The 14,000-nt window shown below is 28.2% G+C and carries 11 protein-coding genes; 1 reads left to right on the top strand and 10 read right to left on the bottom strand.

Going from position 1 to position 14,000, the window contains the following annotated elements; genetic code table 11:
• Positions 1 to 14: 14 nt before the first annotated feature.
• The 3 genes from BUA48_RS11105 to BUA48_RS11095 form a co-directional block, all read right to left on the bottom strand.
• Positions 15 to 2,387: an HAD-IC family P-type ATPase gene (locus BUA48_RS11105; RefSeq protein ID WP_072832131.1), complete on the bottom strand. Its 2,373-nt coding sequence runs from the start codon at positions 2,385 to 2,387 to the stop codon at positions 15 to 17.
• 169 nt (positions 2,388 to 2,556) lie between these two features.
• Entirely contained in the window at positions 2,557 to 3,003 is a 447-nt protein-coding gene (locus BUA48_RS11100) for an ACT domain-containing protein (RefSeq protein ID WP_072832130.1), read from the bottom strand.
• Positions 3,004 to 3,226: 223 nt separating this feature from the next.
• Positions 3,227 to 4,369, bottom strand: coding sequence for an AI-2E family transporter (locus BUA48_RS11095; protein ID WP_242944346.1), 1,143 nt, complete (start codon positions 4,367 to 4,369; stop codon positions 3,227 to 3,229).
• 486 nt (positions 4,370 to 4,855) lie between these two features.
• Here BUA48_RS11095 and trxA point away from each other — a divergent pair, with 486 nt between their 5' ends.
• Positions 4,856 to 5,167 carry a thioredoxin gene (trxA, locus tag BUA48_RS11090; RefSeq protein WP_072832128.1) on the top strand — a complete coding sequence of 104 codons (312 nt, stop codon included), beginning with the start codon at positions 4,856 to 4,858 and terminating at the stop codon, positions 5,165 to 5,167.
• 206 nt (positions 5,168 to 5,373) lie between these two features.
• Here trxA and ftsX read toward each other — a convergent pair whose 3' ends face one another.
• The 7 genes from ftsX to BUA48_RS11055 form a co-directional block, all read right to left on the bottom strand.
• On the bottom strand, positions 5,374 to 6,294 hold the full coding sequence (gene ftsX / locus BUA48_RS11085; RefSeq protein WP_072832127.1) for a permease-like cell division protein FtsX: 921 nt from the start codon (positions 6,292 to 6,294) through the stop codon (positions 5,374 to 5,376).
• 74 nt (positions 6,295 to 6,368) lie between these two features.
• A complete protein-coding gene (locus BUA48_RS11080; RefSeq protein WP_072832126.1) occupies positions 6,369 to 7,532 on the bottom strand; it encodes a murein hydrolase activator EnvC family protein in 1,164 nt (387 codons plus the stop codon).
• A gap of 525 nt (positions 7,533 to 8,057) precedes the next feature.
• Complete coding sequence (locus BUA48_RS11075) at positions 8,058 to 8,762, bottom strand: LrgB family protein (protein WP_072832125.1); 705 nt, start codon at positions 8,760 to 8,762, stop codon at positions 8,058 to 8,060.
• On the bottom strand, positions 8,755 to 9,153 hold the full coding sequence (locus tag BUA48_RS11070) for a CidA/LrgA family protein (protein ID WP_072832124.1): 399 nt from the start codon (positions 9,151 to 9,153) through the stop codon (positions 8,755 to 8,757). The genes BUA48_RS11075 and BUA48_RS11070 overlap by 8 nt, the downstream gene beginning before the upstream one ends.
• 475 nt (positions 9,154 to 9,628) lie before the next feature.
• The gene (locus BUA48_RS11065) at positions 9,629 to 10,318 is read right to left on the bottom strand and encodes a response regulator (RefSeq protein ID WP_072832123.1); all 690 of its coding nucleotides are present in this window, start codon (positions 10,316 to 10,318) and stop codon (positions 9,629 to 9,631) included.
• A gap of 15 nt (positions 10,319 to 10,333) precedes the next feature.
• Entirely contained in the window at positions 10,334 to 11,848 is a 1,515-nt protein-coding gene (locus BUA48_RS11060) for a DUF4118 domain-containing protein (protein WP_072832122.1), read from the bottom strand.
• A gap of 166 nt (positions 11,849 to 12,014) precedes the next feature.
• Positions 12,015 to 13,985 carry a DUF4118 domain-containing protein gene (locus BUA48_RS11055; RefSeq protein WP_072832121.1) on the bottom strand — a complete coding sequence of 657 codons (1,971 nt, stop codon included), beginning with the start codon at positions 13,983 to 13,985 and terminating at the stop codon, positions 12,015 to 12,017.
• Positions 13,986 to 14,000 lie beyond the last annotated feature (15 nt).

Here is a 14,000-nt window from a genome sequence, read left to right as displayed (position 1 = left end):
TTTAATCTTTTTATTTAGTTTTTAGATTTTTTATCTCTAATTTTCTTTTTAATTTTAGAGTATGAATCTCTAACCATTGAAATCATAGGTAGTGATGTAAAAATTAACAAGGTTGCAAAAACTACATTTCCAAATCCCTCTAAACTCAAATTAAAGATACTCTTAGATACTGGTATAAAGAATGTAGCTAAAAATACTCCCATTGTTACACATACTAGTATTAATTTTAAATAATTAAAAGGCTTTGCTAATTTAGCTAATATAAATAAACTAATACCACCCAATACTATTACGGATAAACTTCTTGCTGCTTCAACAGACATACTAACCCTATAAGTTGATATAAATATTATTGTTATAAACACACTAATTACTATACCGTTACTAATTGCAGCCTTTAATACCCGATTTAAGTAATCTCCTTTCACTCTTTCCTTATTAGGTCCAAGAGCAAGAAAAAATGAAGGAATACCTATAGATATTGATGCTACTAAGCTAAGTTGTATTGGTGTAAATGGATAAGGTAATAAAAGTAAACTAAATATAACTGATAATATAACTGAGTAAATGGCCTTTGTTAAAAACAGCTCTGATACCATCTCTAAATTATTTATCATACGTCTACCTTCTGATACAACCTCTGGTAAAGCATTAAAATTAGATTCTAATAAAACAAGTTGAGCTACTGCCTTAGTTGCATCACTTCCACTAGCCATAGATATACCACAATCAGATTCTTTTAAAGCTAATACATCATTAATTCCGTCACCTGTCATTGCAACTATGTGACCTTTTCGTTGAAGTGCTTTAACAAAATCTCTTTTTTGATGTGGTGTAACTCTACCAAATACAGTATTCTTCTCTAATACCTTTTCAACTTCCTTATCATCACTAGAAATTTCACTAGCATCTATATAATTTTCTGCTCCATCTACTCCAGCTTTCTTTGCTACAGCTGATACCGTTAAAGGATTATCTCCAGATATTATTTTTAATTGTACTCCTTGTTGCTTAAAGTATTCTAAAGTTTCTGGTGCGTCTTTTCTTATTACATCTTCTAAAATTATTAAGGCTTCTGGTTCTACAATTCCATTTAAATCTACATCAAAATCTTCTCCTTTAAAGTTTGCTAATAATAAAACTCTTTTTCCTTGAGAAGCTTGTAGTTCAACCTTATCTTTTATACTTTCATAATTAGATTTTAATATCATTTCTGGAGCACCCATTATATATACTCCATGGCTTTCAAATTCTATTCCACACCACTTTCTTGCAGATGAGAAAGCTATGTTATTAATAATATTCCAATTAGGATTCTTGTCATATTTATCTAAAATAGCCTTTTGAGTGGCATTAGTATTAGGTAGAGAATTAACTACAGCAGCCAATTCTTCATGAATTTCTTCATCCTCTTTATTACATAAATTTATTACATCTCCTAACCTAAGGTCACCTTCAGTTATTGTTCCTGTTTTATCTAAACACAGTGTATCTACTCTAGCTAGAACCTCTGTTGCAGGTAATTCTTGAACCAATGTATTCCATTTAGATAATCGTACTACTCCTGCTACAAAGGTTAAAGTTGTAAGAAGCACTAATCCTTCTGGAATCATACCTACAATTCCAGCTGTAGCACTTATAATTGACTCTTGCCATGACTTATCATTAGATATCAATTGAGTTGTAACTAATAAGATACCTATAGGTATTATTAACCAAATAAGAATCTTTAAAATTTTATCTATTGCTTCTTGAAGTTGAGAATGTATTACTTTAAACTTCTTAGCTTCCTTGGATAACTTAGCTATATATGTATTTTCACCAATCTCAACTACCTTAGTATATCCACTTCCTGATTTAACAAAGCTTCCTGAATATACTTTATCTCCAGGCAATTTACAAATAGTATCTGATTCTCCTGTAAGCATAGATTCATCTACTTCAAATTCACTTCCACTCATAACTATTGTATCAGCTACAACTTGATCTCCTGGATTCAGTAATATAACATCATCCATAACCACATCATTTATATCTATATTTATTACTTTTTTATCTCTAAGAACATTAGCATGTAATTTATTTAATAAGGCTAATTTTTCTAGAGTTCTCTTTGCCTTTACTTCTTGAAAAACACCTAAAATAGTATTTGTAAATATAACTACAGCAAAGATGGCCTCCTTAGGAGCACCAGCTATAATTACCATTAAAGCTAATACCGTATTTAGTACATTAAATTTATTAAATAAATTAGCTTTTAATATTTCCCATATAGTTCTCGATGGAACTTCTGGTATTTTATTTACTTGTCCATTGTTTATACGTTCCTTAACCTCAATACTAGTTAAGCCCGTTATCTCATCATATTCCCTAGCGAATTGTTCCATAGTACAAGATCTCCCACTTAAATATTAAGCATTTTTATATACTCTACTAGTACAATATATTATGTACTATATGTTATGATATTATAGCTAGTAAGATTTATCAATGTATATGCCATTTTTTAAGATTTTTTTAAGATATTAAACATATTAATTTAAGATGTTAAGTTTTCTATTCTTTACATACCATTTCAATTTTTCTCACACCTGGAATTTCATTCAATTTATTTATTAGTTCTAACATATCAACTGACAATTCTATAGTTTCCACTGAAACCGACGCATTAGCAATTCCCTGAAGAGGTATACCTTGATTTATTGTTAAAATATTTCCACCATATTTAGCTATAGTATTTAATATTGATGATAATACACCTGATTGATTATCTAATAATAATGATAATGTTACTATTCTTTTATCAGTTGCTTCATAAAAAGGAAATATTCCATCTTTATATTTATAATAAACACTTCTTGATATCCCAATAATTTTCACTGCTTCATTAACCGTTTTAATTTCACCCTTTAGTAAAAGCTCCTTAACTAATAAAGTTTTATATATAGGTTCTGGTAATATATCTTCACTTATAATATAAAAAGTTTTATCCTTACTTTGCATACTCTTCTCCTAATTACTATTTATTTTATTTACTAAAATAATAAACTTATCTTAAATTATACTACTAATATTCAATACGGTGAACTAAATGATTTTACGGCTTTTATAAAAATATAAGGTTAACCATATAATAGAGAGACCTACATATAAATAATTACATTAAATATATAAGTCATTTCTATTTTTAGCTAACCTTATACTATATATTCCTTATGCTTATACTTTATTCTTCCTCATTTTTAGAAGTATCTTCTATAGTTTCATCTTCTAAGTTATCTTCATTACATGATACTTGAATCTTTTTTTCTATGAGCTTCTCATTTACAACTGTACCAAAAACAGTGTATGCAACTCCAAATAATGGAATACCTATCAACATACCTAATATTCCAAATAAGCTTCCTCCAACCATCATGGCAAACATAACCCATAAAGCTGATAAACCAATTGAGTTTCCAACTACTCTAGGATAAATTAAATTTCCTTCAATCTGTTGAATTACTATTATTAAAATAATAAACCAAAATGCCGTAATTGGGCTATACATAAATATTATAAATACTGCAGGTATAGTTCCTACAAAAGCACCAAAAATCGGTATAAGTGCCGTAACCCCTATAATTACACTTACTAAAAGAGGATATGGCATTGAGAAAATAAGCATTCCTACAAAACATAAAATTCCTATTATTACAGCCTCTGTACATTGACCTGCTATAAACTTAGAAAATTTAAAATTCGCTATTTTACCAATTTCTATGGCTTTATCAACAAAATGCTTTTTCATAAAAGCATACATTATCTTTTTTATTTGAAGAACTAACTTTTCCTTGCTAGCTAACATATATATAGCTAAAATCATTCCTATAAAAAAGTTAATTATAGATGATGTAACTCCTATAGTAATGCTTAAAACCTGAGTTACTAAAGTTCCTGTTACTTGACCTAATACCTGTAGAATATCTTTCCACATTGTTAGAATCTGATTCCATACCTCATTAAATATATCTACTGATGCAGTATAATTGTTCATCATAGCCTCTAAGCTCTTTAAATACTCCGGTATACTACTTACCAAAGTTTCTATGCTATCAGAAAGCTGAGGAATTATAAATATAACAAGTCCAATAATTAAAGCAAATACTAATAATAAAGTTATTACAATTGCTAATGGTCTTTTAATCTTTTTTATTATACTTTTCTTACTCTTATCTAGTGGAAATAGTAGCTTCTCCTCTACTATTTTCATAGGTATATTTAAAATAAAAGCTATAAATATAGCTATAAAAAATGGACTAATTATTCCAAGTGCATATTTAATCCCACTAAAAACAGTACTTAAATTTAATAAAACATAAGTTAAAATTACTACATAAGTAGCAATGCTAAAATAAAGTTTAGTAGATTGATTTTTAGTTTTTATATCTTTTCACCTCTGTTTGTTTATATATTGGTAATTTATATTCTTACCTAATTTTACTCCTTACTATAAATTATGAGTAAATCCATAACTAATTATATATTAAAAAAATTTATATAAATAGCTATAATTTGTTATTTTCAAAACTTTAATAAATTAGTAATATTTCTACCCTTTTTACTAAAGCTTATATTATTTATTTTTATTAAAATTTAAATACCTATGTAAATTTTTTTATACATATGTTCTTAGTTTTACTTAACTTTTAATCTTTCCCAATTTTTATTTAAATTATTATTTTCAAAGCCTAGAAAAATACTCTTTCTTAGTTAGCTAGAAATTTCTTTACTTTCCTATGTGTATTTACCTTATTTAAGGACATCATAATTAAAGTGAGTATTATAAAATTTGAATTTTAGGAGGATATATAAAATGGCACAAATAATTGATTCAAGTAACTTTAAAACTGAAATTGAAAATGGTATTGTGGTTGTTGACTTTTTTGCTACTTGGTGTGGACCTTGTAAAATGCTAGCTCCAGTATTTGATGAATTAAATACTGAGTTAGATGGTAACGCAAAATTTGTAAAGGTAGATATAGATAAAAGTCCAGAACTTGCACAACAATTTAACGTTTCTAGTGTTCCTACTATTCTTATATTTAAAAATGGTGAACGAGTAGAATCTTCTATAGGTTTTGTACCTAAAGATTCCTTAAAATCTAAAATAGATAAATTATTATAAAATTCTAAGGCTGTAGTTTCAATACAGGCTAAATTTATTTAATACAATAAATACTTAACCTTATTAACACTACAGCCTTAAGTTGCAAAAAAATAAACTCTAAGTAAAACACTTAGAGTTTATTTAGTATACTTCAATTCTTATAAACTAATTACTCTAAAATAATTTTATTAATAAATTAATCTCACTATTTTAACCTTAAACTTTTATACATGTAAATATTTTTTTAAAGATATAAAGCTACCAATAACACCAATTCCTAATGAAATTACAAGCATAATAGGAATTAATGTTTGCAATAGTATTGGAAGGCTCGGTAATATAAATCCACTCATAAGTGATTCCATAGTTCTTAATAAGCTAGCTCTTAATGCAAAGTAACTTATTGATAAGGTAAGAGTACTTAAAATAGCACCTATAACTCCAATGGAAATTCCTTCAATTATAAATGGTAATCTTACATAGTTATCCGTTGCTCCTATGTATTTGATTATACCAATTTCTCTTCTTCTTACAAAAACAGCTACCTTTATTGCACTAGATATAAGTAATATTGAAGCAATACTTAGTACAATCATTAATACAAAACCCCCAGCTTTTACTGCTGAATTTATACTATTTAATAACTCTGCAACTAAGTTTCCATCACTAACTCTATATATTTCATTATATTTAGCTAATTCCTTTCTTATAGCTTCATTTGCCTTAGGGTCTTTAGTTTGTACTGATAAACTAGCTGGAATAGGATTTGAGCCCTCATTTTCTATATCATTAAGTATTCTTTGCATTTCCTTATCTTCTTCTTTTTCAAAACCTTCTTTATAACTTTCTAAACCTTTCTCCGAAGAAACAAATTCTACTTTATTAACAGTTGATATATTTTTTATTTCTTCTCCTATTTCCTTAGCTCTCTCTTCACTTACATCTTCATTTAAAAATGCAACTAATTCTACCTTCTGCTGAAGTGCCTCAACATTTACATTAACTATATTTATCATAGAATAAAATATACCCAATATACTTAAAGAAATAAATACAGTTACTATGGCAGCTAAGGATACTAATCTATTTGATAATATATTCTTAAAACCTTCTACTACTAGATGCTTAACAGTATTCGCTTTCAAAATCTTCCTCCATTTCTTAAAAGAAATTTAGTTCTTAAACTATTTTCTTTTCCTTTGTTTTATGTACCTACTTATTATTTTAAATATAGTAGCGGATCTACAACTTGTCCATTTTTCTTTACCTCAAAGTGACTATGGTTTCCAGTTGAGTATCCTGTACTTCCTACAGTTGCTATTTTTTGACCTCTTGTAACCCTATCTCCAACAGAAACTACTCTCTCTGTATTATGAGCATATAATGTTACTATTCCACCACCATGATCTATAGCAACCACATTTCCATAAGACACCTCATACATTGACATTATTACTACTCCATCATTGGCTGCAACTACTGCTGCACCTGCTGGAGCTGCTATATCTATAGCCTTATGAAAAGACTCTTTTCCCGTTATAGGATCTACTCTTCCTCCAAAGTAAGAAGTTATGGTAGTATATCCTGGTACTGGCCATGCCATCATACCACCTTCATATACTCCTCCCCCTGTAGATGCTTCTAACTGCTTATCTATCTCAGCTGACTTCTTTTCTAAGGTCTTTATTTGATCCTCAGTTAATCTTATTTCTTCACTTATACTTTGCTGTGCTTCAACTAATTTCGCTATTTCAATATTTTTATTTTCTACTAAAGCTTCAAGTTTTTCTTCCTCAACTTTAACCTCTGATTTTTTAGCTTCTAAAGACACTATCTGCTCTTTTAACTTATTTTGTTTTTCTTCTAAACTTACTTCCAAAACTTTAGTTTCTTCTATAACTTTATTATTATTTTTTATCATACTAGATACAACTTCTAACCTTCTTAAAAAGTTGGCAAAATCCTTAGCCTCTAATAATAAATTCAGGTATCCTCCAGCCTGTTGCTCATATTGTATCTTTACTATTTTTCTAATAATTTCATAATTCTCATCTATTTTATTTTTAACTTCTTCAACTTCTTTGCTTATGGAATCATTATCCCTCTGCAAATCATTGATGTTATTTTCTATTCCTTTTATTTTACTTTTAACTTCCTCAACTTGTTTATCAACTTCAGCAGCTTCTTTTTCTATCTTTTTTCTTTCTTCTTCTTTCTCCGAAATTTTTTGCTCTGCATTATTGATTTTATTTTTCTCTTCTTTTATCTTTTCATTTATTTCACTTTTAGTTGATGGTTCAGCCTCAACTATATTAATTCCTGTCATAGTAAAAGTATTAACTAAAATTGCACTAGCAATAATAACTATTATTCTCTTCTTCACTTCACCTTCTCCTTAATCTATTAGTAATATGTTAAACTTAATCATTTTTCTATATTGCCTGTAACTATCCCATTTTAAGATATTACGATTATATATTGTATACCTAAGCCTGTCAACGTAATTCACCCCTTAATTACATATATATACCAAATGAACATTTTTAAATTCTTCTTATTCTTTATAGTAATTTAACAAAGCTATATACAATCTTTTAATTATTCATTTAATATCTAGCTGAATCTTATAATCCTGTCTAAATAAAAACTCACTTAAAGCTAAAAATTATAAAAAAATAGAACTACGTATTAATGAAACGTCTTCTATAAGCCATATAAAATTTATATTTATTTTACATACAATTTCTATTTATCAACTTATATACTTAATACTCCTTTACACTAGTACTTCTATATTAATTAAACTCTTTATTTTCTGCATACTTCCTTTAATTTAGACTCATAAAAAACGCACGTAAAAAGAGCTGTTACACTAATTTTTAGTGTAACAGCTCTTTTAAATACATATTTATTTTATTAACACAGCTGCAATTGGAGCTATTATAACTGTCATAAGTCCTGCTACTACTATAGCTAAACTACTCATTGCACCCTCTATTTCTCCTATTTCCATAGCTCTTGTAGTACCGATAGCATGTGCTGCTGTTCCCATTGCTAATCCAACCGCCACACTATCTTTAATCTTACAAACTCTACATATAGTTGTGGCTATAATAGCCCCAACTATTCCAGTAATTATTATTACAGGAACTACAACACTAGGGTGTCCCCCTAATTCTTCTACTATTCCCATACCTATAGTTGTTGTAATAGACTTAGGTATTAATGAATAATATAGTTCTGGGCTAAATTTAAATATCTTAGCTAAAGTAAAAATACTTATAGCTGATGCTATACATCCTGACCCAATACCTAGAATTATAACCTTAAGATTTTCTTTTAGTACCTTTAATTGTCTATATAAAGGTATTGCAAAGGCTACCGTTGCTGGTCCTAATATTAATGTTATAATTTCTCCACCTTTATTGTAACTATCATAATCTATATTTAGAGTTACTAAAAATGTAATTATAATAGCTATTGCTATTAATAATGGATTAAATATTAACATCTTAGTTTTTCTATTTATAAAAATTCCTATTTCAAATGCTAAAATCGTTATTATTATACCAAATAAAGGACTATTAGTAATATCTGTTGCTAAATTACTCATTGATTTTTACCTCTTCCTTTTCTACAGCCTCTTCTCCTATAACTGCCTTATCTTTTTTTCTCATTTGTTCAACAACAATTCCTGTAACTACCATTACAGCTACCGTTGAAACTAATATAACAATTACAATAGCTCCTATATCATTTTTAATCGCATCAAAACTTGTCATTAATCCTACTCCAAGTGGTACAAATAAAAATGCCATAATTGCTAATAAGAAATCTGCAGCCTTTTCTACATGTTCTAACTTTACAACCTTTGTGCATAGTAATATGAACATTATTATCATACCCCATACACTTCCTGGAACCGGTAGTGGAATAACCATATTTAAGACTTCACCAACAAAAAATACGGCAGTAATGATACCAAACTGTTTGATATTTTCCATAAATTATCAATCCTATCTATATTATTATGCATTTCATAAATAGCTTCTATATCATGCACAATTTTAAATTATACTCTATTTTTTTCAGATGTACAGGCTAGAAAATCTGTAAATTTTCTATTAAATAAAAGATAATTTATTGTTACCCCCTCTCATACCTGTAAGAGAATAATTTTAGACTTATTTAAGCTTTTATACTTTAATGTACTATTATTACACTACATACATTCTCTTTTAAAGCTGTATATATCTCAAACTTAAACATTACCATAATACATTTATGTAATATTTACCTCATGTTTATTCGCAAGTATTGCATATTGTTCAAATAATTTAAAGTTTTTAAAACTAGGCATTTATTTTAAAATATTATACAATTCTTTTAACCTTATTCACCCTATACAAAGTATCTATTCAATATATTTTTAGTTTTAAATCAAAAAAGAAGAAACCCTAAGCTTTCTTCTCTTTTATGTTATTCATCTACAAACCTATACCCAACCCCTACTTCTGTTATGATATATCTTGGTTTTGATGTATCCTTTTCAATTTTTCTTCTTATATTAGCCATGAAAACCCTTAAGGATTGAGAATCTTCCAAATTACTATATCCCCATATTTCTTTATTTATAAAGCTATAAGTGAGTACTTTACCAGTATGCTCTATAAGTAAAACTAAAAGCTTATACTCAATTGGTGTTAGATGTACCTCTTTATTATCAACATAGACTTTTCTTTTTTCAAAATCTATTTCTAGAGTATCTAATATAAACTTCTTGCTTTTAGTTATTTTAGGTTGTCTCTTTCTGATAGCTACCCTTATTCTAGCTAGAAGCTCGCCGATATAAAAAGGCTTAGTTATATAATCATCTGCACCCTTATCTAAAGCTTCTACCTTTTCCTTTTCTTGTCCTCTTGCAGAAACTATTATTACTGGTACATCTGAACTTTCTCTTATTTGCTCTAATACAGTGATACCATCTATATCAGGAAGTCCAAGATCTAATAGAATCAAATCTGGATTATTAGCAAGAAATAAAGATATACCATCTAGACCTGTCATAGCTGTCATATAATCATAACCTTTAGTCTTTAGAGATATCGATAAAAAATTCAGTATATTTTTATCATCTTCTATAATTAAAATTTTCGTATTCTCATCCATTTTCTGTTTCCTCACTTATATTGGTAATTTAAATGAAAATGTTGCTCCTCCAATATCATTATTGAATCCTTTAATCTCTCCACCATGTGCTTCTATAATTGAATTACATATATTTAAACCTATTCCTATTCCTCTACTAGAGTCACCCTGTAGATTATTAACTGATACAAAACTTTCAAAAATTTTATCTAGAACTTCTTTCTTTATGCCTCCACCATTATCACTTACCTCAAAGTTTATAAAATTATTGCTCTTATATACATTGAGTAAAATTTCTGTTCCCTTTGGTGTATGCTTAATAGCATTATCTAAAAGATTAATTATAACTTGAATTATTAATTTTCCATCCATAGGTACCAATACTATATCCTCTGGAATCTTAATATTGATTCTGTGATCCTTTTGACTTTTACTAACTCTTCTGTATGCCTCTGTTATAATATCATCTATAACTTCCATTTCTTTTTCAATTATTAGCTTTCCATCTTGTATTCTAGTCATATTAAGTAAGTTCTCTACTAATTTATTAAGCCATGTAGCATCATTACTTATATCTTCCAACAAACTTTTAATTGTAGTGTCATCAAGTTTATCATAACTATCAATTATAAAACTACTTGACCCTGCTATAGCAGTAAGAGGAGTTCTTAAATCATGTGAAATTGATCTTAGAAGATTACTTCTTAATTTTTCTTTTTCTACCTCTACTTGAGTTTTTTGCTGTTTTGAATATAAAATTTCTCTTTCAATGGCCAATGTCATTTGAGATATATTCGTGTTAATAAAAATATTCTCCTCTTTATTAAATCCATCTGTACCATACTCCATAACTATTACACCGAAAACTTCACAACTACTTACTATAGGTCTATATATCCACTTAGAATTGCTGTAATTAGAAGTTCCAGGACCACAAGATACACAATTGCTAAAACAGTACTCTGCTATAGTATTATTTTCTATAATTGACTTATCTATATATTGCTCCTTTAAATAATACGGATTAGAAAGCTTACCATATTCATCAACTAAATATATTAAACTTTTTACTTTATGTGCTCCATACAAACTTTTCATAGCATTATATGCTATATTATCTACCCCAGATATATTCAAATAACTTTTACTCATCTCGTAGGTGTTAGTCGTTTGTTTAACATTATTTTCTGCTATCTTAACCTGTCTTTGTAATTTTGATGTTAACGTACTTGTAATAAATGAAACTATTAAAAACATTATAAAGGTTATGATATAATTAGGATCCTCCACCATAAAAGTAAGTGTAGGATTTGTAAAAAAGAAATTAAAGGTAAATACACATATTATTGAAGATATAATTCCCCATACATATTTTTTAGTTTCAAGTACTACCATCAAAACTCCCGTTATATACATCATTATAATATTTTCTTCTTTAATTTTATACTTATCAAATATGCAAGATATAACTGTACATATTAAAATTATACATGCAGTTTTTAAAAGATTCAGTAATATCTTATCCCCAAATATCTTTTTAACCTTCTCCATAGCTCATCCCTCATTATCATTTTATATAAGAACCTAAGACTAACTAGCTTCTTTATCTTACAAAGCCTAAATTACACTTCATACAATTATACTAAACACTGTATTATTTAGAAAGAGTAAATATCTATTTTATACCTTCTTCCATTTCTCTCCCTCATTAATTCCTCTATACTTCCAAAGACATTTTTCTTTGATTATCTGCAATATATTGACTTTCTAAAGCAATAGCCACTTGAGTCGTTATTGCCTGAAGAAAAATCTTATTTTCTTGAGTTAATAAATTCATTTTATCACTAGATACACCTATAACACCTAAAACCTTATCATGAGAAATTAAAGGTATATAATATGCACCTGCATTCATTAAAGTATCAGTGCCAGATCCTGCTGACTTCTTATTTACAAAAACCCAACTAGCTACTGCCTTTTCTTTTTCTGATAAAAATCTCTTTTTCTCTTCATCTTCTATACACTTTAATACGCCTCTATTTCCTTTAGCTGGATCCTTTAAATAAAATATTGTTGATCTATTAAAGGTTTTTACTATACAATCATTAGTAAATCTAACTATACCCTTTAATCCTCTTATAGTTATAAGATTTTTATTTATCTCATATAATGCTTGGGTTCGCTGTTCTCTAACTGCTGAAACCTTAGCCTGCATTTTAGCTTTTATAGTTAAAGTACTTATTATTAATGCTATAACGAGCATTATTATATATGAGAATATAAAGCTAAATGAAGGTGAACTAAAGAAGTAAGTTACTCCTATTATTCCTATGATAGTAGATAAAATCCCATATAAATATCCTGATGTAATTCTAGATACTATAACTACTGATAAAATATATATCATAGCTATATTGGGACCACCTAATTCAATCTTAGCTATAACTCCTGAAAATAAAGAAGCTGTGCATAAGGTTACTATCATTTTTATAGTATCTACAGTTGATAATTCTAAAGTGTTCTTAAAACTTAATTTACCTCTTTGCTTATAAGCTCTTTTGTTTTCAGTGTAAGGAATAATGTGAAACTCTTTATCTTCTAATAAGTTTATAAGCTTATCTTCAAGACCTTCATGAAATAATTTTGAAAATATATTTTTATTAATTTCTTTTCCTATAACTATATTAGTTATATCTGATTCCTTGGCATACTCTGATACAACTAAAGCAGCATCCTCCCCACATAAGGTTACAACTTGTCCACCTAGTTGTTCTGCTAAGAGCATATTTCTAGTTATATAGTTATTTGTTTTACTCTCATTATCTGATTTTACATTATCAACATAAACAGCTATCCATGGTGCTCTAAACCCCTCAGCAATTCTAGCCGTTGACCTAATTTTTTTAGCTGATACATTACTTCTGTCTAATATAACCATGAATTTTCTACCAGCATTTTTCTTGCCACTTTTTTTAGCTTCATTTTCTTTTATTATTCTCTCAGCAGTTCTTCTCATAGAGATTTCTCTAAGCATATTAAGATTATTTTCTGTAAAGAAATTATTGAATGCTGTATGAATTCTATCTGCTTTATATACTTTTCCTTCTTCAAATCTCTTTAAAAGCTCTACTGGTTCAATATCTATTAGTTCTACCCTATCAGCTAAATCAAAAATATAATCAGGAACTGTCTCTCTAACTACAACCTTTATAAGATTTTTTATTATATCATTAAGACTTTCTATATGCTGTACATTTACTGTGGTATAAACATCAATACCTGCATTTAAAAGCTCTTCTATATCTTGATATCTTTTTTTATTTCTTGTTCCTTCTACATTAGAGTGAGCAAGTTCATCAACTAAAATGAGTTGTGGCTTTCTTTTCAAAGCTTCCTCAAGATCAAATTCCTTTAAAAATATATTTTTATATTCAATAATTTTAGGAGGCAACACAGCTAGTCCATCAACTAACTGCATAGTCTCCTTGCGGGTATGGGGCTCAATGTATCCTATTACCACATCTCGTCCCTTATCAAATTGATCATGAGCATCTTGAAGCATAGTATAGGTCTTACCAACCCCTGCTGCATATCCAAAGAATATTTTCAGCTTTCCTTTTTCAGTACCTTCAACCTTAACTTGTTTTAAAAGTTCATCTGGATTAGGGCGTAAATCCATATTTTTCATGATCCTTTCCTCCAC

Origin of the sequence: Clostridium collagenovorans DSM 3089 (assembly GCF_900130005.1) — a bacterium.
GTDB lineage: Bacteria > Bacillota > Clostridia > Clostridiales > Clostridiaceae > Clostridium_D > Clostridium_D collagenovorans.
This window is presented reverse-complemented; position numbering and strand designations above follow the sequence as displayed.